Here is a 25744-nt window from a genome sequence, read left to right as displayed (position 1 = left end):
CGCAAGCCGTCGATCTGAAGCTTGAGCGGAGACCCACCATGTCCTACAAGAAAACCCTCGCAATCCTGCCGTGCGCGGTACTCTGCGCCGGCTTGTCCTCATCAGCCCTAGCGCAGGAGCAATCGGGCGAAACGCAGTCCGGCATGATCGTTGTGCGCGACGCCCAGACCGGGCAGCTGCGCGCCCCTACCGCGGCAGAGAGCCGTGCGCTGGCGCCGCCACCATCGGCGAGCATGCGCGCCCAGTCCCAGGCGCAGCCGGCCCTGGTGACTTATCCGAGCGGCAGCCGCCAGGTGCGACTCGGCGAACGCGGCCTCGTGTACTCGGTCGTCACGCGGGGCGCCGACGGCAAGCTGGCCGAGCAGTGCGTGCATGGCGCCGCAGCCGCCGAAAAAGCCGTCCACGCCCCCGCGTCCACCCAGCACAACGAGGAACATCACCATGACTAAGCCTCAACTAGCCCGCATTGCCGCCCTCGTCCTGTCCTGTGCCGCCTTCGCCTGCGCAAGCGCGGCCACCATCACCATCGTCAACCAGAATGCGCCGGGCATCGGCTTCAACGACCCGACGCCGGTCGCGCCTGTCGGCGGCAATCCAGGCACCACGCTCGGGGAGCAGCGCCTGATCGCTTTCCAGCACGCCGCCGACATCTGGGGCGCGACCCTTACCAGCAACGTGCCGGTCCGCGTCGGCGCCTCCTTCGTGCCGCTTTCGTGCACCGAAAACAGCGCGGTGCTCGGTTCGGCGGGCGCCAACGAGATCTGGTCCGACTTCCCCAACGCGCCGCGTCTGGGCACCTGGTATCCAAGCGCGCTGGCCAGCAAACTGGCCACGGTCGACGTCTCCAGTCCGGGCGAGCCGCACATCATTTCGCGCTTCAACTCGCGCCTGGGCCTGTTCCCCGACTGCCTGCCTGGTCCCGGCTTCTACCTCGGCCTGGACAACAACGCCGGGCCCGCCATCGACCTCGTCACCGTGCTGCTGCACGAAATGGCGCACGGCCTGGGCTTCCAGACCTTCACCGACGACGAAACCGGCGCCGAGATCCAGGACATTCCCTCGATCTGGGATCACTACCTCGTCGACAATCGCACTGAGCAGCTATGGGTCAACATGACGCCGGAACAGCGAGTGGCCTCGGCCATCAGCGTCGACCGCTTGTCGTGGAACGGGCCGAACGTCAGTGCGGCCGTGCCGGCGGTGCTCGATCCGCGCTCGCGCCTGACGGTCTTCGGCAAGGCCGCCGGCAAAGCGGCCGGCAACTACGCGGTCGGCGACGCCTCGTTCGGCCCTCCGCTCGGCCGCAAGCCCGTAAAAGGCCACCTGATGCCGGTGATCGACCAACCCGACGGCACCGGCCTGGCCTGCGCGCCTTTATCGAGACGCAACTCCTGGGCCGTGCGCGGCAATATCGCCCTGGTCTCGCGCGGCAGCTGCGGCTTTGTCGACAAGGCGCGCAACGTGCAAGCGGCCGGCGCGATCGGCATGGTGGTGGCGGACAACGCGCCAGGCGCGCCGACCGGCATGAGCGGCGACGATCCGAGCATCAAAATCCCTTCGGTGCGCGTGACACAGGAAGCGGGCATCAAGTTGCGCGAGGCGCTGCAAGGGCGCTCGCGCAACCGTTCGAACGTCATCGCCAGCCTCGGTGTCGATCCGCACCGCCTGGCCGGTACCGACGCCCGCCGCCGCATCCTGATGTATACGCCCGACCCGAATCAGCCGGGCTCCTCGGTGTCGCATTACACCACGGAAGCCAAGCCGAACCAGCTGATGGAGCCGTCGATCAACTCGGACCTGTCGCATACGGTGACGCCACCGCGCGACCTGACGTATCCGCTGCTGCGCGACATAGGCTGGTAACAGCGGCCAGGAGCGCACTGCGCGTCGCCCGGCAACAAAAAAGGCCCGGCCACCCACAAGGTGACCGGGCCTTCTCACGCCGAAGAGCACATTACTGCTGTTCTTTGGCCTTGTACGCTGCGACGCCATTGACGATCTCGGCTTTCGCTTCGTCGGGACCGGCCCAGCCTTCGATCTTGACCCACTTGCCTTTTTCGAGGTCCTTGTAGTGCTCGAAGAAGTGCTGGATCTGCTGCAGGCGCAGGTCTTGCAGGTCTTCCGGCTTTTGCCAGTGGCTGTAGATCGGCAGGATCTTATCGACCGGCACGGCCAGGATCTTGGCATCGCCGCCCGCTTCGTCGGTCATCTTCAGCACGCCGATGGCGCGGCAACGGACCACGACGCCCGGGAACAGCGGGAACGGGGTGATCACCAGCACGTCGCACGGGTCGCCGTCGTCGGACAGGGTTTGCGGCACATAGCCGTAGTTGCACGGATAGTGCATCGCGGTACCCATGAAGCGGTCGACGAAGATCGCGCCGGTGTCCTTGTCCACTTCGTACTTGATCGGATCGGCGTTCATCGGGATTTCGATGATGACATTGAAGTCGTTCGGCACATCGCGGCCGGCTGGGACGTGGTTCAGGCTCATGGGTGTTTCCTTGGTTGCTGAAAAATCAATAAAGGGGAGCATTATATCGAATAGGCATGGGCTTGTGCGGCGCAGCACCTTGCCGTGCGGATCGGTCGACAGGACTTTTTAACCAATCGGCGGTCAGTGCGGCATCAAAGAATATTCGCCAGCGCGCTCTGCCGATAATGATTCGCCGCCGGCTCCGCCTGCCCAAGCGCTTCGTGCAGCTGCGCCAGCTTCAGGTGGATGTCGCCCGCCATGCTCGAGTGGGTGGCGTCCGAAAGCGCCAGTTCCAGATAGCGCTGGGCCTTGCCCCAGAGTTTCTGGCGCAGGCACAGGGAGCCGAGCGTGAGCGCCAGCTCCGGATCGTTCGGACGCTCGCGCAGCCAGGCTTCGCAATGCTCGATCTGGGCCAGCAAAGTCGGCGAGCCGGCCGGTCCCGCCGCGTCGCGGTAGGCGCGCACGACGCGCTCGTCCCAGCCCGCCCTCAATGCCTCTTCGGCGATCACGCGCGCTTCGTCCTGCAGGCCGCTGGCGTTGAAGGCGCTTGCTGCGCGCGCGGCGATGTAGGGCGTGGTACGGTCTGCCGGCGGCACGCCGGCCCAGACGCGCCGGATTGCTTCCGGATCGCGTCCCTCTTCCGACAGCAGCGCCTCGTAGGCCAGCTCGCGTAAGCGCGCGGCGAGGGCCGGGTGCAGCGCCTTGCGTTTATCCAGGATGCGCACCAGGCGCAGCACTTCCGGCCAGTTGCGGGCCTGCTGGTTCGCCTTCATCGACCATTGCAGCGCGTGGATGTGGCGCTGGCCGCTGGCGTTCAGTTCGGCGACAGCTTCCAGCGCCGCTTCCGGCTGGTGCTCGTCGACCAGCAGCTCGATGAGCGTCATCAGGCGTGCCGTTTTCAGGGCGTTGTCGTGGGCGACGCCGGCCAGCCAGGCGTCGCGCCGGACCGGTTCGCGCATGCGGTGCGCGGCGCGTGCGCCGATGAGGGCGGCAAGACCGGCGTTCTCGGGCAGTTCGGCAGCGCGCATGGCGGCCTTTTCGGCGTGGCCGAAGCGGCCTTCGAACAGGGCTTTCAGGGCGTCGCGCAAACCCTTGTTGCCGTCCCGCTCGCGCTTGCGCAGACGGTAGGCCGCCACGCGCTGGGGCATGCGCAGCGCCGAGACGACCGCCCGCGCCAAGCCGTACAGCGTCAGGAACAGGGAGGCGAGGAACACCACGAACAGGTTCAGCGACATGTCGATCCGGTGCGGCGGGTAGAACAGCACCACGTTGCCCGGATTGAAGCGCGCCGTCACGGCAATGCCGATGGCCGCGGCCATCAGGGCGACTAACCAGAGAAGTAGACGCATGTTTTCAAGGCTTCTTGTAATTGCGCACGGCGTTCAGGCTGTCGGCCAGCGTCGGCATCTCGATCGCGAGCTTGTTCGCCTGCACCTGGCGCAGCGCCGACTGGGCCTGCTGCGTGGTGCGGGCGCGCGTGTCGAAATATTTGTCCAGCGTTTCCTGGGCCGCCTTCAGGTCGCTCGCGAAGCTCGTCTCGTCGCGCGAGAGCAGGGCCAGGCGCGCGTTCAGCAGGCGCAATTTAAGGTTCTCGCGCACAAAATAATTCTGGTCGGGCGAGAGCATCAGTGCTTCCGGCGTGTCGACGCTGCGCACCCGGATCAGCTGGCGCACGTCGTCCCACATTTCCTCGCTCCAGCTACGCCAGGTGGCCAGCATGCGCCCGCCGATGCCCAACGTGGCGTCCGGCGCCGGTGCGGAAGTCCCCGTGATGCGTTGCTCGCGCACGGGCACGGCCGGAAGCAGCGGCTTCTCACCGGAGAGTAATGGCAGCGTGTCGACCTGGGCAATGACGCCGTCCAGGCGCAAGGCCACGCCGGCCAAGTCGACGGCCGGCATGGCTTTGAGTTTTTCCAGGTCGGCGGTGATCGCCCGGCGCACGATGATGAATTGCGGCTTGTCCGAGCGCGACAGCGAACGGTCGGCATTTTGCAGCGCGATCAGGGCGCCCTGTACGTTACCGGCCAACTGCAACTGCTGGCTGGCGGTGGACAGCACCTGCTCGACTTCCGACAGCGCCCACTCGTCGCGGCTCTTCGACAAATCCTGATAAAGCTGTTCCAGCGCCAGTTGCTGGCTTTGGTTTTCCAGCTGGCGGCTCTCGAGCACGCCCACCTTCAGCTGCAGCACTTTCGATTGCTCGGCGATGTCGCGCGCCAGCGACGCCGTCTCGGCGCTCGTCTCGTTGCCCTTTTGCAGACTGCGCGCCATTTCCTGGCGCAGCGTGTTGATGCGGCTGTGGCTCGACCAGGTTTGAAGCGCCAGCAGCACGGCCAGCGCGATCACGGCCAGCGACAGCGGCCGCGTGAGCTGCTCGGCAAGACCCGGGCCCGCCCTGCGCTCCGGAGCGCGCGGACGATACGATTCGGAAACCTGCGCGGAAGGCGCAGCGGACGGCTGCATCGGCGGCAGCTCTGGATTATTCGGCAATTCGTTCATGATTGAGATTGTAACGCGGCAAGCAAACGCTCGTCGCCCGAGCCGGTAAGCGTCACCCGCGCCAGCCCGAGTGCCTGTGCGGTCTCGGCAATCCGGGCGTGCGGCACGATGACGTGCTGCTGTTGCATTTGTTCGACAAGCGCGTCGCCAAGCTGGCGCAGCAAAGCGAACAGCCCCCGCAACGCCTCCGAGCTCGTGATTATCCAGTCGTTCGGCGAGTCCAGCAAGGCACGCAGTTGCGCCGCCAGTTGCGGGCTCAATGCCGGCACACTGCGCCGGTAAGCCGGCACCACCGTGACCTCGGCACCGGCCGTGCTAAAACCCTCGGCCATCAGCTCGCGTCCGGACTCGCCGCGCACGATCAGCACCCGCTTGCCGGCCAGCGCCGCCAGGTCCAGCGAGGCCAGCAGGGTTTCCGAATCGCTGCGCGCCGGGTCGAGCGGAGCGAGGATGGTGGCCTTACCGCTATCGACCCCGTGCCGCGCCAGCGCCGCGCGGCTGCCCTCGCCCAGTACGGCCAGCGCGACCTGGCGTGGCCAGCCCTCGAGATGCGCAAACGCCGCGTCGATGGCGTTCGGCGAGACGAAAGCGACCAGCGCATAGCGCTCGAGGTCCGCCAGCGCTGCCGCTAACGGAGACTGGTCCGCCAGCGGCGCGATCTCCAGCAGCGGCAACAGCACCGGCGTGCGCCCGAGTGCCGCTACGGCGCGCGCCAGGCTCTCGGCCTGGGCCCGTGGACGGGTAATGACGACCGAGCCAGGCATCAAGGTGCGCGCTCGAGATCAAACATCGACGGCGGCATCCTGCCGGCACGCGGCCAGGATTGCCTGCGCATCCTGCTTTTCCAGCAGGGCCGACACCTGTTCGCCCAGAAGCTCGGGCTGATCCGACGGACCGGTCAGCTCGGCAAAGGCGCTGCGCGTGCCGTCGGGCGTGGCGACCATCGCGCGCAGGTGCATGTGCGTGCCATCGATGGTTGCATGCGCGGCCAGCGGAATCTGGCAGCTGCCGCCAAAGATTTTCGAGACCTTGCGCTCGGCCAGCACGGCATGCAGCGTGGCCGTATGGTTCAGCGGCGCCAGGATCGCCTGCAGATCGACGCCGTCCGAACGCGCGCCGCTGGCGACTTCGATCGCCATCGCGCCCTGCCCTGCGGCCGGCAGGCTGAGTTCAGGATCGAGCACGCTGCGAATCCGCTGCGGCAGGCCGAGGCGGATCAGGCCGGCGGCCGCGAGAATGATCGCTGCATACTCGCCGCGATCGAGCTTGCCGAGGCGCGTATCGAGATTGCCGCGCAGCGGCTTGATCACCAGCTGCGGATAGCGCGCGGAGATCAGGGCTTGCCGGCGCAGGCTGCTCGTGCCGACCACGGCGCCGGCAGGAAGGTCGCCGAGACTGGCGTAATCGTTCGACACAAAGGCGTCGCGCGGATCTTCGCGTTCAAGCACGGCCGCCAGTTCGAACCCTTCCGGCAGGTCCATCGGCATGTCTTTCAGCGAGTGAACGGCCAGGTCGGCACGGCCCTCGGCCATCGCCACTTCGAGCTCTTTCACGAACAGGCCCTTGCCGCCGACTTTCGATAAGGTCCGGTCGAGGATCTGGTCGCCACGCGTCGTCATGCCGAGAATGCTGATTTGACAATCTGGATATAATGCGGCGAGACGATCGCGCACGTGCTCGGCCTGCCACATGGCCAGGCGGCTCTCGCGCGAGGCGATAATGAGCTGTGATGGCAAGCGTGCTCCCTGCTCCTGCTGCGTCATGTCTTTGCTTTCAAAACGGATTCTTTCACTGTCGTTGCGCCGATCAGGCCGATGCCGGTAACGGCTCTTGCATGGAACCACAAATTTTAGCATGCGCCCCTTCCCCGGAACATGGCCGATCGCCATGCCCTTTTTGTGTACCTGACAATTGAGAACAGTGGCCGATATGGATAAACAAGTTGCAGCTGTACCTGAAGCCGGCGTCGACAAGGACGCCCCGCTGAAAGAAGACATCCGCCTGCTCGGCCGCCTGCTCGGCGACGTGCTGCGCGACCAGGAGGGCGACGCCGTGTTCGATGTCGTCGAAACCATCCGCCAGACCGCCGTGCGTTTCCGGCGCGACGCCGACCCGGAAGCGGGCGAGGAACTGACGACACTGCTGCACAAGCTCACGCGCAACCAGACCATCTCGGTGGTGCGCGCGTTTTCCTACTTCTCGCACCTGGCCAACATCGCCGAGGACCAGCACCACAACCGCCGCCGCCGCGCCCACGCGCTGGCCGGCTCGCGTCCGCGCGAAGGCAGTGTCGGCCATGCGCTGGGTAAACTCCGTGGCGCCGGCGTCGAGCAAAAGACGATCGAGACGTTCCTGCGCAACGCCCTGATCGCACCAGTGCTGACGGCCCACCCGACCGAAGTGCAGCGCAAGTCGATCCTCGACGCCGAGCACGACATCGCGCGCCTGCTGGCCGAGCGCGACCAGGCGCTCACGCCGAAAGAGCAGGTGCGCAACCTGCAGCTGCTGCAGGCCCGCATCGCCACCCTGTGGCAGACGCGCATGCTGCGCTACACCAAGCTGACGGTGGCCGACGAGATCGAGAACGCCCTTTCCTATTACCGCATCACTTTTCTGCGCGAGCTGCCCGCGCTGTACGACGACATCGAGGACGAGATCGGCGTCCAGTACCACGGCGGCGCGCCGCAACTGGGCGACGCGGCCTACGTCCAGATGGGCAGCTGGATCGGCGGCGACCGCGACGGCAACCCGAACGTGAACGCCGACACCATGCGCCACGCGACGATGCGCCATGCGACCACGATCCTCGACTTTTACCTGGACGAAGTGCATGCCCTGGGCGCCGAGCTGTCGACCTCCACCCTGATGGTCGACATCACGCCCGCCATGCAGACGCTGGCCGAGCGCTCGACCGACCAGTCCGAGCACCGCGCCGACGAGCCTTACCGTCGTGCCCTGATCGGCATGTATGCGCGCCTGGCAAGCACCGCGCGCGCGCTCGGCGCGACCAACATCCTGCGCAAGGAAGTCGGCCACGCCGAGCCGTATGCCGATGCCGCCGCATTCGCGTTTGATCTGGAGGTGCTCGCCGAGTCCCTGAAACTGAACCACGGCGCGATGCTGATCGCGCCGCGCCTGGCGGGCTTGATGCGCGCCGCGCACATCTTCGGCTTCCACCTGGCCTCGCTCGACATGCGCCAGACCTCGGACGTGCACGAGCGCGTGCTGGCCGAATTGTTCGAAAAAGCCAAGGTCGAAGCCGACTACGCGACCCTATCGGAAGACGACAAGGTGAAACTGCTGCTGGCGGAAATCGCCCAGCCGCGCCTGTTGTATTCGCCGTTCGAAACCTATACCGACGAGACGCAGTCGGAACTGGCGATCGTGCGCGCAGCGCGCGAGATCCGCCAGCGCTACGGCGCGCGCGCGATCCGCAACTACATCATCTCGCACACCGAAGCCGTGTCCGACCTGCTCGAAGTGCTGCTGCTGCTGAAGGAAGCGGGCCTGGTAAGGCCGGCGGCGGGCGTCTCCGACGTGATGGTCATCCCCCTGTTCGAGACCATCCCCGACCTGCAGCGCGCCGGCGCGATCATGGAAGCGTGGATGGCCCTGGCGCCGGTCACGCGCATCGTCCATAACCAGGGCCGGCTGCAGGAAGTCATGCTTGGCTATTCGGACTCGAACAAGGATGGCGGTTTCCTTACTTCGAACTGGGAGCTGTACGGGGCCGAACTGAAGCTGGTCGAAGTGTTCGAGCGCGCCGGCGTCAAGCTGCGCCTGTTCCATGGCCGCGGCGGCACGGTCGGGCGCGGCGGCGGCCCGAGCTACCAGGCGATCCTGGCACAGCCGCCGGGCACCGTGAACGGCCAGATCCGTTTAACGGAACAGGGCGAGATCATCGCCTCGAAATTCTCGAACCCGGAAATCGGCCGGCGCAACCTGGAACTGCTGGTCGCGGCCACGCTGGAGGCGAGCCTGATGCCGCATGCGGCCGAGGGTGCGAAGGCCGAGCGGCTGGCCGTGTACGAAGGCGTGATGGCCGAGCTGTCCCAGCGCGCCTATACGGCCTACCGCGACCTGGTCTACGAGACGCCGGGCTTCACCGATTACTTCTTCGCCGCCACGCCGATTGCCGAGATCGCGGAACTGAACCTCGGTTCGCGTCCGGCCTCGCGCAAGTCGACGCGCCGCATCGAAGACCTGCGCGCGATTCCCTGGGGCTTTTCCTGGGGCCAGTGCCGCCTGCTGCTGCCGGGCTGGTATGGCTTCGGCTCGGCCGTCGGGGGCTGGCTGAACGAAGACACGGGCGGCGAGCGCCTGGCCACGCTGCAGGAGATGTTCCGCGAATGGCCCTTCTTCGCCACCCTGCTGTCGAACATGGACATGGTGCTGGCCAAGACCGATCTGGCGATCGCCTCGCGCTACGCCGGCCTGGTGGCGGACGTGGCGCTGCGCGAACGCATCTTCAAGCGCATCGCCGCCGAACATGGCGAAACGCTGCGCCAGCTGGAGGCGGTCACCGGCGCCACGGAGCGCCTGGCGGCCAACCCGCTGCTGGCGCGCTCGATCCAGAACCGCTTCGCCTACCTCGACCCCTTGAACCACTTGCAGGTCGAGCTGATCCACCGCCACCGCGCGATGTCGCGCAAGGTGAGCGAAGGGGGCGAGATGGATCCGCGCGTGCACCGGGGGATCCATTTGTCGATCAATGGGGTAGCGGCGGGCTTGCGCAATACCGGTTGATATTGTTGACGGCCGCGTACCACATCAACCGCAGCTGCCCAGTGTCTCGCCCTTGCGAATGAAGGCCTGCACCACACTCGGCGCCACGCAGATGCTGCCGTTGCTGCCCTGCTTCGGCTTGTGACACACCGCCACCTTGCCGTCGCCGCAGCGCGCATCGGTCACCAATACCGTCACGCTGGCGACGGCAGGACAAGCGTTCCCGCTCATCGCCTGCGCGGTGAAGGTGTACGTTCCGGCAGCGGTCGGCGTGAAGGTGGCGACCGCGCCGTTGGCCGATAAGCCGGCCGCCGGCGTCCAGGCAAAGCTGGTCCCCGCTACCGCGTCGCTCGCCGTGAGCGTCACACTCTGCGCCCCATACCCCAGCACGATGGCATCGCCCGCAGCGCCGGTCGGCGTGGCCTCAAGGCGGCTGACCGCGATCGACGGCTGCGGCACGCGGCCGAGCACGGTCACGCTCGCCTCGCCCGAAGCAGTCAGCCCGGCTTTATCGACAGCGCTCAAGACGACCTTGCGCGCGCCGATGTCGGTGCAGCTGAAGCTGCCCTGCGAGACGCCGAGCGACTCGATGCCCCAGTTGTCGCTCGAACCGCCGTCGATGTCGGCCGGCTGCAGGCTCGCCGTGCCGTTCGCCAGCGTCAGCGAGACATCGCGCGTGCGCACCGTGGGCGCTTCGAAGTCGTTGCTGACGACGTTCGAACCCGCACTCTCCTGGCTCAGGCGATTCAGTGCGGTCACCGTATAGTAGTAATACTTCCCGGGCTCGGCCTTCGTGTCGGCGAACGCGTTCGCCGTGCCATGCGTGACGCCCAGCAAGTCCTGCGATGCGTCGACGTCGGTGATCCGCTCGGGCGAACGGTAAACCGCGAACTGGCGCACCTTTTCCAGTTCGTCGCGCGCCTCGACCGCCGCTGCCCAGCTCAGCACGACGGCATTGTCTCCCTGGCTCGCGGCCAGGTTCGCAGGTGCAAGCGGCGCCACGCTGCTCTTCCACGGCATGGCGGGAATCAGGGCCGGACGCTGGTAGACGTTCTGCCGCAGGTCGTCGCGGTAGCCAAGCGGATTGGCCGCCAGGAAGGCGTGGCGGAAGTGGATCTGGCCGGCGATGTTCCCCTGTGCGCGGTTCAGTGCGATCTGGTTGGCGACCTGCTTCGGATCCGTCCAGCCGCTTGTCGCCATCTTGTAATCGGCAATGCCGATGTACATGTGGCGCCCGAAGCTGTTCTCGTTCCACCAGGGGACCAGCAGCTTGTAGTCGGAACCGTTCTGGCCGATGTACCAGTAGACCTGGGGCGCCAGGTAGTCGACCCAGCCTTCGCGCAGCCAGGTGCGGGTGTCGGCGAAATTACCCAGGAAATGTTGGGAGGCGCCGGCGGAGGTGGGCGAACCGACTGCCGGATCAGTGCTGCTGCGGTAGATGCCCGAAGGCGAGACACCGAACTTGACCCACGGCTTGACGGAACGAATGCGCTCGTTGACGCCGGCGATCAAGAGGTTGATGTTGTCGCGGCGCCAGTCGGCACGCACTGCAGTCGTGGCGGGAAAGCCGCGCGGGTCCGCCGCATAGGCTGCGTCGTCGTTGATTGTCCCGGCCGGATAGAAATAATCGTCGAAATGAATTCCATCGACGTCGTAGCGATTGACGATGTCGAGGATCACCTTCGTCACGTGCTCGCGCACGGCGGCCAGGCCGGGATTGAGGATCTTGACCGTGCCGACGGTGAGCATCCACTCCGGATGGGTGCGCGAGATGTGGTTTGCCGCGTATTGCACGGGGTTGCTCTCGGTGGCCGTGTTCGCGACCGCACGGTAGGGGTTGATCCAGGCGTGGAATTCGAGGCCGCGCTTCCGCGACTCCTCGATCGCGAATTGCAGCGGATCCCAGCTCGGCGCCGGCGCGCTGCCCTGGTTGTTCGTCAAATAGTAGGACCAGGGTTCGAGCTCGCTCGGGTACAGCGCATCGGACTGGCTGCGCACCTGCAGGAAGGCTGCGTTCATGCCGGTGGCCGCGTTGTGGTCGAGGATCCCGACCAGGGCCGCCCGCTGCTGCGCCGGGGTCTGGGTGCGGTTCGGCCAGTCGAGACTCAGGTGGGTACTGATCCACACGCCGCGCAGTTCGCGCTTCGGCGGCACGGTCTGTGCTTGGCTGACGGTGGAGGCGAGAACGAGGGTTGCGATTGCAGCAAGCAGTATCTTGTTTTTCATTATTGTGTGCGTGAACGTCCGCATACCGACGGCCCGTATGCGTCGTCTCGTGTTTCTCCCCGTTCCGTTTGCGCAGAGCCGCGGCATTGCCATCTTTTTAAGAGGTTACGCCGCAGAAAACACTGCCTCCAATGAAATATATTGCGAGCTACATAACTAGGGGAAATACCCCGCTAATGTTGTCAGCGCAGAGCAAGTATCGGGTGGGTTGGCAAAGTAGGTTCGCGCCCCTTGGCACTGCCGTGCGCCTGGACCCCGCCGAGCTGGAACTTCCCGACCAGCCGGATCAAGGTATCGGCCTGCTCCTGCATTGCTCCGGCAGCAGCAGCCGCCTGCTCCACCAGTGCGGCATTTTGCTGGGTCGCGCCATCGATCTCGCCAATTGCCTGGTTCACTTGGTCAATGCCGGTTTCCTGCTCGCGCGTGGCCGCACCGATTTCGCCCATGATGTCCGACACCCGGCGCACTCCGCCGATGATCTCGGTCATCGTCGCGCCGGCTTCGTTGACCAGGCGCGAACCCTGATCGACCTGGGTGACCGAAGCATCGATCAATCCCTTGATTTCTTTTGCCGCGGTATTCGAGCGCTGGGCCAGGTTGCGCACTTCGGCGGCTACGACCGCAAAGCCGCGCCCCTGCTCGCCGGCGCGAGCTGCCTCCACCGCGGCGTTCAAGGCCAGGATATTGGTCTGGAAAGCGATGCTTTCGATGACATCGATAATGTCGACGATGCGGCGTGAGGCCACCTCGATGTTGCGCATAGTCTCCGTAACCTCGGCAACGACCGCCCCGCCCTTGTGTGCCACTTCCGAGGCTGAAGCGGCGAAGCCATTGGCCTGGCGCGCATTTTCGGCATTTTGCTTGACGGTCGAGTTCAATTCTTCCATCGAAGCGGCCGTTTCTTCGAGCGCGCTGGCCTGTGTTTCCGTGCGCTGCGACAGATCCATATTGCCTGCCGCGATTTCGTGGGCTGCAGTGTTGATCGATTCCGTGCTGTCGCGCACTTCGCTGACAATAGAGTGCAAGCTCAGGCGCATCGCCTCGAGCGCCTGTTTAAGTCGCCCGGTCTCGGTTTTGTCGCCATGTTCCACGCGAATGGCGGTGTCGAGGCGCCCCCCGGCGATGCCGGTCGCAAATGTGATTGCCTGGCCAAGCGGACGGATAATCGAACGCGACAGAAAGTAGCCCGCAGTAAAAGTAATCAGCATTGCCGCCAAGGCGATACAGAGAATGTTGCGTTTGGCCTGTACGACAACCCTGTCGCCACCATCACGGGTTGCCGTCGAGTGCGCTTCGATCAGCTCGCTCAGCTCGCCCATGCTGGCTTCGAGCTTTAGGAAATGTCCCATGAATGCTGGATGCGCCGCCTGGGCAGCGGCCGCGTCGTTAGCGGCCAGCGCCACAATGCCGCTGGCGCTTTTCAGGTAAGCATTGGCATCGGGACGCACGCGTGCCATGGCCGCTTTCAAATTGGGGTCCGTGGTACCACCTTCCATGTCGGCAAGCAGCTTGTTGAAGACGGCAACGCGCTGGGTCACTTCGCGTCCGACATTCTGCACCTCGCCCGCGTTGCCCTGGGCGGCGGCCATCAGTGCCGACAGCACATCTGCGCGCAGTGCATCGTGGGCCATGTCCGCCTGCAACTGGTCTTTGATCGCCGCTCCGTTAGTCGTGATGTTGTCCATTGCTTCATCGAGCGATTCGACGGCAATGTAGCCGATCAAGCCAACGATGGCCACGAAGACGAGCGTGCCGATATTGGACAGCAGCAGGCGTGCCTGGATAGTAAGTCGCATGATGTTCCTGGTGAATGGCGTAATCACAGCTTGAACGACAAACCCACCGTCCAGGCGAGGTCCGGAGTACGGCGGTTCAGGCCACGCGCCAGCATGGTGTCAAGCTGCACGGTGTCCGACAGGAGCCAGGCCGCGCCGATATCGAAGCTTGCCTGGGTGCCGCCATCGCGCACGTGGGCAATCTGCGGCATTGCGATCTCGGCAAAGCCGCGCACGCGTTCGCCCAGCTCCTTGCCGACGACGACGCCGAGAATCCCGTAGCGATAGCGCGCGCCTGCATCGTTGCGCTCGACGCCGACGCCAGGCATGACGCCCAGCGACATGCCTGCAGGGAGCTCCCATTCCCCTACCACGCGCAGCGACGGGCGCACGCCCTGGCCGCGCACGGCCCGCGTGCCACTCGGCAGGTCGGCATGCAGCAGCACGCCGACCGAAGGGAGCGTTCCGCCACCATCGGCGGCATGCCATTTCATCCCGACAGACGTATCGTTCCACGCGGCCGTGGTGCTGCGCTGCCCGTTGCGATCCATATCGCGGACAACGCTGCGGCCGTCGGTCTCAACCCGCAGCTCCACCGCATCGGTGACGCCCACACGCAGCAGCGTCGGCGTCGACAACGCGCGCGCGCGCGCGCCGTCGCTCTTGTCGCGTTCGAGCAGGGCGCTGGTTTCCACCTGCAGGCGCCCTTTTCCCACCACATCGCTCGACTCGACGAAATCGGGGCGGTCGGTGGCGATCGGTTCGTCGGCGGCAAAGGCGGCAGGTGCGGCGAGGACCAGGGTGACGAGCAGGCTGGCAGTGTGGCGGACGGCGGAACGGGTCATGCATTTCCTCATTTCTAACGCGGCACGGGCAAGCCGGATAGTGCAGAACGTAATTCGACAAATCCGGCAAGATACAAAATTGTTTCCCAAATGCATCTTCCTTCGCCTTATTACTAGCGTCAATGTATTTCGCCGACTGCGATACAGTTTGCTAACCAAACGTTGCTCATTTGAATCATACAGGCGTGGCTCAGACAAAAAAAATGCCGCTTAGTCGAAGACTAAACAGCATTTCTGAAACCGCCCGTGAAGTGCGGCGCTGGCAGGCCTTACTTATCGTGCAAGAAGGTCTTCAGCTTGTCCGAACGCGACGGCTGGCGGAGTTTGCTCATTGCCTTCGCTTCGATCTGGCGAATACGCTCGCGCGTCACGTCGAACTGCTTGCCCACTTCTTCCAGCGTGTGGTCGTTCGACATTTCGACGCCGTAGCGCATGCGCAGCACCTTCGCTTCGCGCGGGGTCAGCGAGTCCAGCACCTCCTTGATCACGTTGCGCATCGACGCGTGCAGCGCGGCGTCGAGCGGTGCCAGGGTCGTGTTGTCTTCGATGAAGTCGCCCAGCTGCGAATCGCCGTCCTCGCCCATCGGGGTTTCCATCGAAATCGGCTCTTTCGCGATCTTCATGATCTCGCGAACCTTGTTCTCCGGCATTTCCATCTTGAGGGCCAGGGTCGGCAGGTCCGGCTCGCTGCCGGTTTCCTGCATGATCTGGCGCGAGATGCGGTTCATCTTGTTGATCGTCTCGATCATGTGCACCGGCACGCGGATGGTACGGGCCATGTCGGCGATCGAGCGCGTGATCGCCTGGCGGATCCACCAGGTCGCGTAGGTCGAGAATTTATAACCGCGGCGGTATTCGAACTTGTCGACCGCCTTCAGCAGGCCGATATTGCCTTCCTGGATCAGGTCGAGGAATTGCAGGCCGCGGTTGATGTATTTCTTCGCGATCGAAATCACCAACCGCAGGTTGGCCACAGTCATTTCGCGCTTCGCGGTGCGGGCGCGCTTCTCGCCGGCCGCCATTTGCTTGTTAATCTTGCGCAGGTCGGCCAGCGGCAGCGCCACGCGCGCCTGCAAGTCGATCATGCGCTGCTGCAGCTCCTTGATCGCCGGCAGGTTACGGTTCAGCACGGCGCTGTACGGATAGGCGCAGTCGACTTCGCGGTTGCCCCACTCCAGATCGGTCTCGTTACCCGGGAACACCTTGATGAAGTGGGCGCGCGGCATGCCGCAGCGGTTCACGCAGATGTCGAGCACGGCGCGCTCGATGGAACGCACTTCATCCATTTGATGGCGCAGCGTGTCGCACAGCTTTTCCACGACTTTCGCGGTGAAGCGGATGCCCAGCAGCTCGTTCGTGATGATCTCCTGCGCCTTGGTGTAGGCGCTTGACCCGTAGCCGTTGCTCTTGAAGGCATGGCCCATGCGGTCGAACTGCTCTTCGATGAGGGAGAATTTTTCGAGCGCGCCACGGCGCAGCTGCGCCAGTTGCTCGGTCGAGTAGCCGGCCGCGCCGCCGGCGGCGTCGCCGTCGATTTCCTCTTCGACTTCGTCCTCTTCCTCTTCGTCGTCATCCGAGGCTGCAGCCTTGACCGGAGCGGCGACCGGGGCCGGGGCATTGTCGTTGTGGTCGACGAAACCGTCGACCACTTCGTCGATCTTCATCTCGTCGGCCGCGATCTTGTGCGACAGCGCGATGATTTCCGAAATCGTCGTCGGGCAGGCCGAGATCGCCTGGACCATGTCCTTCAGGCCTTGTTCGATGCGCTTGGCGATTTCGATCTCGCCTTCGCGCGTCAGCAGCGACACGGCGCCCATTTCACGCATGTACATGCGGACCGGGTCGGTCGTGCGGCCAAAGTCGGAGTCGACGGTCGAGAGCGCCGTCGCGGCGGCGGCTTCGACTTCGTCTTCGCTCGTCGGCGTCACGGCGTTGTCCGACAGCAGCATCATTTCCGCTTCCGGCGCGCGCTCGTAGACGGCGATGCCCATGTCGTTGAAGGTCGCGATGATGCCTTCGATCGCTTCCGGATCGATGATGTTTTCCGGCAGGTGGTCGTTGATCTCCGCATGGGTCAGGTAGCCGCGCTCCTTGCCCATGTTGATCAGGTTGCGCAGCTGGTTGCGGCGCTTTTCCAATTCCGTTTCCGAGAAGCCCGTTTCGCTGCCCAGGATCGGCATGCCCTTGGCCTTGCGCTCGCGCGCCTTCGATACCGCCTTCAGTTCGGCGCGTTCGACGGCGTTGAGCGCTGCGACTTCGTCGTTTTCCGGCGTGAATTCGCTGGGCTTACGGCCACGGCGGCCGGGCACCTTGACTTGCGGCAGCAAGTAGCCGGTGGTGTCGATCGCGGCCAGCGTGGCCGCGTCGGTGGTCTGGCTGACCGAGCTGCCGGCGGTCTGGATCACGGTCGCTTGCGGCTCGATGCGGCGGGCGACGCGCGTCTTGACGACTTTCGGCGCCTCGTCGGCTGCCGGCGCTGCCGCCGCTTCGGGCTCGACGACTTGCGCCTCAGGCGCGCTGACAACTGCGGTTTCGTCGAACTTGGCTGCGGCCAGTTTCGAGCTGCGCTTGCGGACGATGACCGGGACCGGCGCAGGCGCGGCGGCTTGCGCGGCTGCGGCGTCAGGCGCAGTGGCGGCGCTGTCGTCGGGCGGCATGTCCGCCGCGTCGGCCTGGCCGGCCGCGGCCGCGGCCGCGGCAACTGTATCGTCAGCGACCGGTGCCGCCGACTGTGCTTCATCGGCCTGGACCTTCAGTGCGGTCAGGCGCGACCGGGTCTTTACCACCGTCACCTTGGCCGCCGCTTCCGTTTCGAGGAAGTAGGAGGTCGCGGTTTTAGGCACCGCCAGCTGCGCCGTGGCGCTCTTGGCCGGCGCTTTCTTTGCTGTCAATGTCAGTGTCTTGGCGGTGTTCTTCATGAAAAACTCTCCTGTCGAGGCGGGTGCGCGCCTGCGAGGTCAAATGGTCACCACGGCTGGGAATCGGCCGCGGTTAAAGGATCGGGAATGGCCCTAGTTAAGGGCGGACAAGCCGCAAATCAAGCGCGCCCTCACCTGCGGCGGCATGCGGCGGGGCCGGATGCGCTATAAGCAGGAATAAAGAAGGCAGTGGTCAAAATCGCGGTGTGCATGTCGAAACGAAAAAAAGCCCGTCGGCTGGGAAACGGGCTTGCATCTATCTCTGCGGATTGAAGAGACGGGACAGGAGGCAGTATGCCTCAATGCAAGAATTGGTGATAATTGATATATCGGATAAGAGATATAAGCAAATCACATATTGTTGTTTTTTTAGTCCACGACCAACCATCAAGTCCATCTGCGCCGACGCAGGCCGTACGCAAGGCAAGAGGCGGATGATACACGATTTCGCGATTCGGAGCGCCACCCTGCGCGTCAACGCCGGTCACCCTGCCCTGCTCAGCAGAAGTCACACGATTGGCAATGCACTAGTGCGAGCCAGCATGCTATCCTTCGGATTCCTGTTATTACCATGAAGTCAATGAATACGATCAGTTCTGCCGCCGAGTCCGTCGACGCCGCCACCCCTTCCCCAGCCGAGACCCCGAACACGGAGGCGACGATCCAGCAAAGCGCGCAAGAAAGCAGCGCGCCATCAACCCCGGTGGAAACGCCGTCCGACACGCCCGCAGAAACGCCTGCGGATGGTGCGGACGTCGCTGCGGCAGGCGTCCCTGCGGCAGGCGCGGCCGCCCCGTCGGCACGCGCCCTGCTCAAGCAGCTGCAGCAGCAATTCCCGGCCTTCCGCGATTGCCTGCCGCTGGCTATCGGCATCGACAAGCAGCTCCTCGCGCGCATTCCGGGCCTGGACCGCAAGACGATGCGCGCCGCGCTCGGCATCCATACCGGTTCGATGCGCTACCTGCGCGCGATGGAAAAGGCTACCGCGCGTTATGACCTCGACGGCGTGGCCGGCGCGGAAGTGACCGACACCCATCGCCTGCACGCCAAGGAACAGCTGCAATTGCGCTTCAAGAAGGAAGCCGAGCGCAAGAAGGCTGAGAAGGCTGCGGAAGCCGAATCCGAAGCCGCGCGAATGCGCCAGGAAAAGCTGCAGCAGCTCGCCACGAAGTTCTCGCGCGGCTGACCTGGTGGAACCATGCGGCCCGATGAGTGCGCTTCCGGACGAAGAGCTGCCCGCGTACGAAGGCATCGGCCTGGCTGACGTCGTCCTCGTGAAGTCCAATGCCGATGCCGCCGCCGCGCTGGCGGCACTCTCGAGCACCGACGTCGTCGGTTTCGACACCGAATCGAAGCCGACCTTCGCCAAGGGCGAGGAATCGACCGGTCCGCACCTGGTGCAACTGGCGACCGACAGCACCGCCTACCTGTTCCAGATCGGCACCAAGGTGAACGGCGCCAGCGTGGACCTGTTGCGCGCCGTGCTCGAGTCGCCCGGCATCCTGAAGGTGGGTTTTGGCCTGGGCGACGACCTGCGCCGCCTGCGCAGCAAACTCGGCATCGATACCCAGAACGTGGTCGACCTGTCGACCACACTGCGCCGCCGTGGCGAGCGCAATACGCTCGGCGCGAAGACCGCGGTGGCGCGGTTCTTCGGCCAGCGCCTGCAGAAGTCGAAGCGCATCACCACCACCAACTGGGCGCTGCCGCGCCTGTCGGAACAGCAGATTCGGTACGCCGCCGACGATGCCCACGTGGCGCTGCGCATCTACCGCCACTGGCGCGCCAACCCGCCCGCGCAATAAAAGGCTTCTTCCCGACTTCCGAACGCCCGCTTCATGCGGGCGTCGTCTTTCATCGCCCCCATCAAGCACGCTTGCAGTGGCGGCAACTTGCTGCACTGAATTTTGTTTTCGCGAACCTCGTCGTGTTGACAGGTTCCATTTCACAATTGCCTAGGCAACAATGGCCTGGCCTACAAGGCAAGCACAATAAGGCTCTGTTACCACGGGAGACGCAGCAGTGAACCACCTGAAAACCGTTCTTTCCTATCTCGGCATTATCGCCATCGGCCTGGCGATCGGCACCATCGCTCCGCGTGTTCCCGGATGGATCAAGGGCGATTACACCGAAGGCAATTACAGCGCCTACTTCCCCAATCCCGCCACCAAGGTCGTCCTCTACGGCACCCCGACCTGCCCTTATTGCGGCCAAGCGCGCGACTACCTGAAAGCGCGCGGCGTCGTCTTCGCCGACTACGACCTCACCACCTCGCCGCAGGGAAAACAAGCCTACGACCAGCTCAAGGGCAAAGGCGTGCCGCTGATGCTGATCGGCGAGCGCCGCATCGACGGCTTCAACGAACAAGCCATCGCAGAAGCGCTGAGCCACGCGGGCATTGCGCCGCGCACAGTGGCACAAGCGCGCTGACCCCGCCTGCTGCGCAAGGGCGCCGCTCCCCGTTTCCAAGCTGCTACCGCGTAATGGACGGCGCGGTGCCGTTCTGTCTTCACGTCTATTTAACCGGAGAGTGAAATGAAACGAAAAATTGGCCTGTTCCTGTTCGCCATGAGTGTCGGCATCTCGGCAGCGCACGCCGCCAACGCCGCGCACTGCAATAAACTCTACAGCCTGTGCACCGAAGATCCTGACTGGTGCTACGATCAGCTGCTGGCGTGCCTCGCGCGCTAAGCTGGCCCGGCTTTCCGCGCAAGCGGGCAGCCATCATGTATTCGCAGGACGGCGCCCGGCGCCGTCTTTTGTCGTTTGACAGGACCTCTATTTGGCTACCAGATCGCGCGAGCATGCGGCTCCACCCACCTCCCCGACACGGCTGCGCCTTGCCGCCATTCTCGCGTTCGGCCTGCTCGCAAGCCCAGGCGTCCAGGCACAAAAGAACGGCGCAGTCCCTGATACCCTGGAGCAGCGCGTCGCCGCCTGCATCGCCTGCCATGCGCCGAAGGATAGTGCTGGCACCACGGCCGGCGGCGTTTACTTTCCGCGCATCGCCGGCAAGCCGGCCGGCTACCTGTACAACCAGCTGGTGAATTTTCGCGACGGCCGGCGCCAGTACCCCTTGATGACCTGGATGGTGACCCACCTGCCCGACCCCTACCTGCATGAAATCGCGGACTATTTCGCGGCCCAGCATCCGCCCGTGCCCCCTCCGCCAGCGCCGACGGCGTCGGCGGCCGTGCTGGCACGCGGTGAGCAGCTGGTACGCCGGGGCGACCCGGTCCTGAAGCTGCCGGCCTGTATCGCCTGCCACGGGCAACAGCTGGCCGGCGTCGCCCCGGGCATTCCGGGACTGCTGAATTTGCCGCGCGATTACGTCAACGCCCAGTTCGGCGCCTGGCGCAACAAGGTGCGCCGCGCACACGCACCCGATTGCATGGCAACGATTGCCGAGCGCCTGGCGCCGGGCGACGTGGCGGCGATCTCGGCCTGGCTGGCCGCCCAGCCGACGCCGCCAGGTGCGCGGCCGGCCGAGCGCCTTACCAGAGCACTGCCGATGCCCTGCGGGAGCGCGCCATGAAGCGACGCGTGCTGATGAGCGTGCTCCTGCTGCTGGCCGTGGCGGCAGCGGCGATCGCGCTGGCCTGGCCGCGCGAGCAATTCATCGCTTCGACCTCCCCTGGCGACCATGCGCCCACCGAGACCAACATCGCCCGCGGCGCCTACCTGGCGCGCGCCGGCGACTGCATGGCCTGCCATACGGCGCGCGGCGGCGTCCCGTATGCGGGTGGACGCGCCCTCGATACGCCCTTCGGACGCCTGGTCGCGCCGAACATCACGCCGGAACCGACGACCGGCATCGGCAGCTGGAGCGCCGACGATTTCTGGCGCGCCCTGCACAATGGAAAATCGAAGGATGGCCGCCTGCTGTATCCGGCCTTCCCGTACACGGCTTACACGAAGGTGACGCGGCCCGACGCGGATGCGCTCTTTGCCTACCTGCGAAGCCTGCCGCCGGTACGCCAGCAAAACACCCCGCACGACCTGCGCTTCCCCTATAACCAGCAGCTCACCCTGGCCGGCTGGCGCCTGCTGTATTTCAAGCCGGGCGTCCAGCAAACTGACTCCGCGAAGGACATCCGCTGGAACCGCGGCGCCTACCTGGTCGAGGGTCTCGGCCACTGCGCAGCCTGCCACAGCACGCGCAACCGCTTCGGCGCGACCGACAGCACGCTCGGCGGCGGCCTGATCCCGACCATCGGCTGGTATGCGCCTTCGCTCACATCAAGTGCCGAAGCGGGCCTGGGCAAGTGGAGCGAGGCACACATCGTGCAGCTGCTGGGCACGGGTGTGGCGCCGGGCGCCAGCGTAACCGGGCCGATGGCCGAAGTGGTGGCGCAAAGCCTGCAGTACATGAGTGCCGATGACCTCGGCGCGATGGCGGTCTACCTGAAGTCCTTGCCGGCGGCACCCGCTCCTGAGCGCCCGGCCCCGCCGCGTCCAGCCGAACAGGTGATGCGGCAAGGGGAAAAATTATATGGCCAGCATTGCGCCGCCTGCCACGGCGAGCGTGGCGAAGGCAAGGGGCCGTATCCGGCCCTCAGCGGGAACCGCGCCTTGACCCTGGCCGAACCGGTGAATGCGATCCGCGTCGTCCTCAATGGCGGCTTCGCGCCGGGAACCGCGGGCAATCCGCGTCCCTACGGCATGCCGCCCTTCGGTCATGCGATGGACGACGCACAGGTAGCGACCCTGGTCAGCTATCTGCGCGCCAGCTGGGGCAATGCGGCGGCGCCGGTGTCGAGTGCCGAGGTGAACCGCTACCGCAGCGTGCCGCTGGACTAAACTACGACAATGGCAAGTCTGGAGTTTACGCCAGTTAACCTGTCCGGCAGGCAATTCACTCATCTCGTTAGCTTGGGTGGAAGGACTGAGTCCGTCAGTGGTGTACGCTCACGCCTATATCGCGGCTTCCGTACACCAGAGGGGAATACCTTAACCCTGTTGGAACACGACATGTCGACCGACGGCAGTAGTATCTCGCGCGCCCCGGATGACGAACCCGAACGCATCAATGGCTTGCCAGCACGGCCGGGTGTATTTCAAACACCTGCTGGCAGGGCGATCTCACATCTTTCCTGGGTCGAGCGGCGGCGTGCCTATGAGCTTTGGATCGACACGAATGTCGTCGGTAAGCCACTGCGCGAGCGATTATTTGCAATGGCAACGTCGCTCCCACCCTTGATAGCTGCCTGTCCAAATGAACGGTTGCCTGAGCCAATGCGAATGGGACCGGACCGTTTTGTGATACTCAATCCTATGCCTGAAACTATGACACAGGCCGAGATGGATGCTTTATTCGATGAAGTAAGCGTCCGTGTAAATAAGATGGTTCGACCTTGTCCAGAGGCGTTCTATAGCATATGGCTCCAACAATACTCTACTCACCGGTGACAGACCGATGTTAGCATCCGATAAAGGTCTTCTTCGGGTCGACCGTTGCCGTAAACTCAATGGCCGAGAACGGCCAAGAGCGGACGTAAGGACTGCCGTTCATCTTGGAGTGTCATGCATATGGTGCAAGAACGATTAGACCAACTCTGTTCCGAACTGCCGGGTCTGAAGATCATCGATAGCGGAGCCGTGGCCCACGTGCAGCCATCTGGAACGCTCCACCCGCACGAAGGGGAAGCGAAGGTGCCGTCATGACCCATGCAGCATCGCAAAGTGAATCGTTGATGTCTGCTGAGGTGCACAGAATTGGCTTTGGTGGAGGCTGTCATTGGTGCACTGAAGCCGTGTTCGCTGCTCTTCGCGGCGTTATCCGCGTGGAGCAGGGGTTCATCCGGGCCGACGCGCCTGACGACAATTTCTCCGAAGCCGTGCTGCTCACCTTTCAACCAGAAAAAATCGCGCTTGGGTCGTTGATCGAGATCCATTTACGGACGCATTCAAGCACGTCGAACCACTCCATGCGGAGCAAGTATCGCAGCGCGGTTTATGTGATGGACGAGGTCCAGGCCGAGGCTGCACGGCGCGTCCTGATAGAAGTCGGGCCAGGATTCGATGCGCCTCTTGTCACCCGAATCCTGTCCTTTCGAACCTTCAAAGCATCGGATGAGCGCTTTCAGCGCTATTCTGAAAAGAATGCTGGCGGCCCGTTTTGCACCACCTATATCGACCCGAAGCTGGCGCTACTTAGAAAGGAATTCGGCGGTTTACTGAGGTCGGCAGGTGAGTAGCCGCGGAATCCTGACGCGCGCGAACTTCCGAGATCGGCCAAAAGCGGACTAAACTCGGGTTACTCAACGACGTTTTTCACTTAACAAAGCCAGATGAAAATTTGCACGGCATTTTGCTGGATTACTCTCATCAGTTTGCAAGGCTATTTCATAAGCTTAGCGCTGGCGGCTAATGCGTGCGATTTCCGCCCCCCCACGCCAATCTTGTTGCAACACGCTTATTCGGGTCAAACCGTCAAGCGGAAGCCTGAAAATGAAATAACGGAAACGGCGCGACTACCAAATAGGCTGCGAATTGAAATCAGCCAAAGCGCATGCGTAGACATCTTGACGACGGAGTATGCTCTGATCGTTCCACTCGACCAGGGCGCCTCAGAAAATCAGAGTGCCTTAATCGAACTTCTTCGGACGACGATCCTGGGTTTGGAGAGGCGCACGTTGGCACGTCAGCTGACCGAGCTAAACAATTTTCTAAAGCATGCGAACGACGTGCCGCTGCGCGATGGCACCCGTTCCGTCTGCATGGACGGGTCAATAGCACGGTCCGGCGAGTGTTCATGGGAGAGCATGGGCGGGTACGTTCTCTCAGTGAAGCCGGTTGGCCGGAGTATACGGATATCAGTGATAGAGTATGTCAGTGGATGAGCTTATGTGGGTCCGCTGCGATCATCATGGTGGTCCGCTCTGGGTCGGTTGCAGACCTTCGCTGGTAGACTGCTACCGGCCAGAAGCGGACGTAAAAGGACTGAGATGGGCAAAGAAATTTACCTGCTGCTGCCGCGCGATAAACACGATCAGACCAACGCCATCGCTCTTGTAAGCCTTGGCTGGGAAAAAGTTGAATGTGTTGTCCCGCAAATTCTCGAGTGGGTTCAGGATTTGAACTGGCCAACTGCATTCATATTTGTGCCGTTCTTGGTTGATGCAGGCGCACGTCTCGCTCCCTTTATACGACCGATATTTGCGGGGGATGACGCCATATGGACTTTGAATATTCTCCAAGCAGTAGTTAGCCAGTCGCCTGCGCTTATGACCGCGCTCTCCTGCGAACTTGAACGCCTGGCAAGTAACCCAACGCACAATGAGGAGTTGGAAGGGGCATCAGAAGAGGCACGGCAGATCTTGGCAAGCCATGGACGGTGAACGCAGCGTCCGCTTTGGGTCGACAGCTGCCGTACACTGAAGGGCCGAGAACGGCCACAAGCGGACATTGTGACGGAACACTATGCAACTGAAACCTAAAATTGCTGCAAACGTACACTTGGTTGCGGGCGCAGCCTTGGTCATGACAGTAGGCTGGTTTTCCTACCATGCAATCAAATATTTGATTGCTTCCACAGATCTGGCAGGAACCGTCTTTATTGGCCTGGGGATAGTGGGTGTCTTCGGTGCAGCTGTAATAAACTTTTGCATGGCCGCAGCCTACCGGTCTCGGCTGGTATCGGTGGCAGGCAGCTTGGATTGTGCAACCTTAAACGGAAGATCAGGTGTAATTGCTGAGGGAGCGAAGATCAGCTTCGTGCGAATTCCCGATTCAGATAACGAGGATCTCACGCCAAGCGACCGCACTGTTTTGTTCCTTAGTCGCGGCAAGGCGTGGAGCTGCTCGGAGGCGAAGTTTCTAGTTGAATAAGCCTCCGGACTTACCCCTATGCGAACGACCCTGGTGCAAGGTCCGCAATGGGTCGATTGCGGACGCTACAATGGGTCTTCTATCGGCAAGGAGCGGACGTTCAAAAACCAACCTCGATTGTTAAATGTTTAAATTCTTCAAGCAGAAGTCGGCCGCAGGAGGCGATAAGCTGTACCGCATAACTTTGCATATCGGACGTGGTACGAACACCGAAATGCCCGCTAACTTGATCGGGGCATATGTTCCCGTTTTCGTCGCTGCTGATGGGCATGAGGCGGCAGCATTCAAGGCAGTGTCGGAAGTAAGGAGCCGTGGCTTTAGTTTCATTGATATTGCTGACGGCCAGATTCATGAACTTGATCCGCACAACTGGGACGCCTTCGTCATGGAGGCTTGGCCGGATTTTGTTACAGAGTTTCCTGCGCAGTCGAAGGTGATCGATACGTTAAG

Annotated in this window: 23 protein-coding genes; 14 read left to right on the top strand and 9 right to left on the bottom strand. The window is 63.6% G+C overall.

From position 1 onward, the window contains the following. Nucleotides 1-38: 38 nt before the first annotated feature. Nucleotides 39-449: a post-PEP-CTERM-1 domain-containing protein gene (locus tag ACHAC9_RS19100; RefSeq protein WP_435762285.1), complete on the top strand. Its 411-nt coding sequence runs from the start codon at nucleotides 39-41 to the stop codon at nucleotides 447-449. Further along, nucleotides 442-1863, top strand: coding sequence for a PA domain-containing protein (locus ACHAC9_RS19095; RefSeq protein WP_435762283.1), 1422 nt, complete (start codon nucleotides 442-444; stop codon nucleotides 1861-1863). Before ACHAC9_RS19100 ends, ACHAC9_RS19095 begins: the two co-directional genes overlap by 8 nt. 91 nt (nucleotides 1864-1954) lie before the next feature. On the opposite strand, the gene ppa is transcribed toward ACHAC9_RS19095, so the two are convergent. The 5 genes from ppa to hemC form a co-directional block, all read right to left on the bottom strand. Next, nucleotides 1955-2494, bottom strand: coding sequence for an inorganic diphosphatase (gene ppa, locus ACHAC9_RS19090; protein ID WP_435762281.1), 540 nt, complete (start codon nucleotides 2492-2494; stop codon nucleotides 1955-1957). Nucleotides 2495-2628: 134 nt separating this feature from the next. Next, the gene (locus ACHAC9_RS19085; protein WP_435762279.1) at nucleotides 2629-3825 is read right to left on the bottom strand and encodes a heme biosynthesis protein HemY; all 1197 of its coding nucleotides are present in this window, start codon (nucleotides 3823-3825) and stop codon (nucleotides 2629-2631) included. 4 nt (nucleotides 3826-3829) lie between these two features. Then, entirely contained in the window at nucleotides 3830-4975 is a 1146-nt protein-coding gene (locus ACHAC9_RS19080) for a uroporphyrinogen-III C-methyltransferase (protein WP_435762277.1), read from the bottom strand. Next, nucleotides 4972-5739 carry a uroporphyrinogen-III synthase gene (locus ACHAC9_RS19075; protein WP_435762275.1) on the bottom strand — a complete coding sequence of 256 codons (768 nt, stop codon included), beginning with the start codon at nucleotides 5737-5739 and terminating at the stop codon, nucleotides 4972-4974. Before ACHAC9_RS19075 ends, ACHAC9_RS19080 begins: the two co-directional genes overlap by 4 nt. Nucleotides 5740-5757: 18 nt before the next feature. After that, nucleotides 5758-6711: a hydroxymethylbilane synthase gene (gene hemC, locus ACHAC9_RS19070; protein ID WP_435762273.1), complete on the bottom strand. Its 954-nt coding sequence runs from the start codon at nucleotides 6709-6711 to the stop codon at nucleotides 5758-5760. Nucleotides 6712-6904: 193 nt separating this feature from the next. Between hemC and ppc the strand changes: the two genes are divergently transcribed. Further along, nucleotides 6905-9721 carry a phosphoenolpyruvate carboxylase gene (gene ppc / locus ACHAC9_RS19065; RefSeq protein WP_435762271.1) on the top strand — a complete coding sequence of 939 codons (2817 nt, stop codon included), beginning with the start codon at nucleotides 6905-6907 and terminating at the stop codon, nucleotides 9719-9721. Between the two features lie 24 nt (nucleotides 9722-9745). On the opposite strand, the gene ACHAC9_RS19060 is transcribed toward ppc, so the two are convergent. From ACHAC9_RS19060 to rpoD, 4 genes are all read right to left on the bottom strand, one after another. After that, a complete protein-coding gene (locus ACHAC9_RS19060) occupies nucleotides 9746-11926 on the bottom strand; it encodes a family 10 glycosylhydrolase (protein WP_435762269.1) in 2181 nt (726 codons plus the stop codon). Nucleotides 11927-12108: 182 nt separating this feature from the next. Next, the gene (locus tag ACHAC9_RS19055) at nucleotides 12109-13722 is read right to left on the bottom strand and encodes a methyl-accepting chemotaxis protein (RefSeq protein WP_435762267.1); all 1614 of its coding nucleotides are present in this window, start codon (nucleotides 13720-13722) and stop codon (nucleotides 12109-12111) included. A gap of 23 nt (nucleotides 13723-13745) precedes the next feature. Next, the gene (locus ACHAC9_RS19050) at nucleotides 13746-14546 is read right to left on the bottom strand and encodes a transporter (RefSeq protein ID WP_435762265.1); all 801 of its coding nucleotides are present in this window, start codon (nucleotides 14544-14546) and stop codon (nucleotides 13746-13748) included. A 269-nt stretch (nucleotides 14547-14815) separates the two neighbouring features. Continuing rightward, complete coding sequence (rpoD, locus tag ACHAC9_RS19045; RefSeq protein WP_435762263.1) at nucleotides 14816-17464, bottom strand: RNA polymerase sigma factor RpoD; 2649 nt, start codon at nucleotides 17462-17464, stop codon at nucleotides 14816-14818. A gap of 703 nt (nucleotides 17465-18167) precedes the next feature. Between rpoD and ACHAC9_RS19040 the strand changes: the two genes are divergently transcribed. From ACHAC9_RS19040 to ACHAC9_RS18990, 11 genes are all read left to right on the top strand, one after another. Then, the gene (locus tag ACHAC9_RS19040; RefSeq protein WP_435762469.1) at nucleotides 18168-18650 is read left to right on the top strand and encodes a ProQ/FINO family protein; all 483 of its coding nucleotides are present in this window, start codon (nucleotides 18168-18170) and stop codon (nucleotides 18648-18650) included. Between the two features lie 22 nt (nucleotides 18651-18672). Then, nucleotides 18673-19269: a 3'-5' exonuclease gene (locus ACHAC9_RS19035; RefSeq protein ID WP_435762261.1), complete on the top strand. Its 597-nt coding sequence runs from the start codon at nucleotides 18673-18675 to the stop codon at nucleotides 19267-19269. Nucleotides 19270-19486: 217 nt separating this feature from the next. Next, nucleotides 19487-19894, top strand: a complete 408-nt coding sequence (locus tag ACHAC9_RS19030) for a glutaredoxin family protein (RefSeq protein ID WP_435762259.1) — start codon at nucleotides 19487-19489, stop codon at nucleotides 19892-19894. Between the two features lie 105 nt (nucleotides 19895-19999). Continuing rightward, a complete protein-coding gene (locus ACHAC9_RS19025; protein ID WP_435762257.1) occupies nucleotides 20000-20155 on the top strand; it encodes a hypothetical protein in 156 nt (51 codons plus the stop codon). A 91-nt stretch (nucleotides 20156-20246) separates the two neighbouring features. After that, nucleotides 20247-20999 carry a c-type cytochrome gene (locus ACHAC9_RS19020; RefSeq protein WP_435762255.1) on the top strand — a complete coding sequence of 251 codons (753 nt, stop codon included), beginning with the start codon at nucleotides 20247-20249 and terminating at the stop codon, nucleotides 20997-20999. Beyond that, nucleotides 20996-22264, top strand: coding sequence for a c-type cytochrome (locus ACHAC9_RS19015; RefSeq protein WP_435762253.1), 1269 nt, complete (start codon nucleotides 20996-20998; stop codon nucleotides 22262-22264). The genes ACHAC9_RS19020 and ACHAC9_RS19015 overlap by 4 nt, the downstream gene beginning before the upstream one ends. 171 nt (nucleotides 22265-22435) lie before the next feature. Continuing rightward, nucleotides 22436-22873 (top strand): hypothetical protein, encoded by a 438-nt coding sequence (locus ACHAC9_RS19010; RefSeq protein WP_435762251.1) that lies wholly within the window; start codon nucleotides 22436-22438, stop codon nucleotides 22871-22873. 251 nt (nucleotides 22874-23124) lie between these two features. Then, on the top strand, nucleotides 23125-23661 hold the full coding sequence (locus tag ACHAC9_RS19005; protein ID WP_435762249.1) for a peptide-methionine (S)-S-oxide reductase: 537 nt from the start codon (nucleotides 23125-23127) through the stop codon (nucleotides 23659-23661). A gap of 750 nt (nucleotides 23662-24411) precedes the next feature. Beyond that, a complete protein-coding gene (locus ACHAC9_RS19000; RefSeq protein WP_435762247.1) occupies nucleotides 24412-24804 on the top strand; it encodes a DUF5071 domain-containing protein in 393 nt (130 codons plus the stop codon). An 82-nt stretch (nucleotides 24805-24886) separates the two neighbouring features. Continuing rightward, on the top strand, nucleotides 24887-25294 hold the full coding sequence (locus tag ACHAC9_RS18995) for a hypothetical protein (protein ID WP_435762245.1): 408 nt from the start codon (nucleotides 24887-24889) through the stop codon (nucleotides 25292-25294). A gap of 124 nt (nucleotides 25295-25418) precedes the next feature. After that, on the top strand, nucleotides 25419-25744 hold a 326-nt coding region (locus ACHAC9_RS18990), incomplete at its 3' end, for a hypothetical protein (protein WP_435762243.1).

The organism is Massilia sp. CMS3.1 (genome assembly GCF_051262535.1).
In the GTDB taxonomy this organism is placed as follows: Bacteria; Pseudomonadota; Gammaproteobacteria; order Burkholderiales; family Burkholderiaceae_D; genus Telluria.
This window is presented reverse-complemented; position numbering and strand designations above follow the sequence as displayed.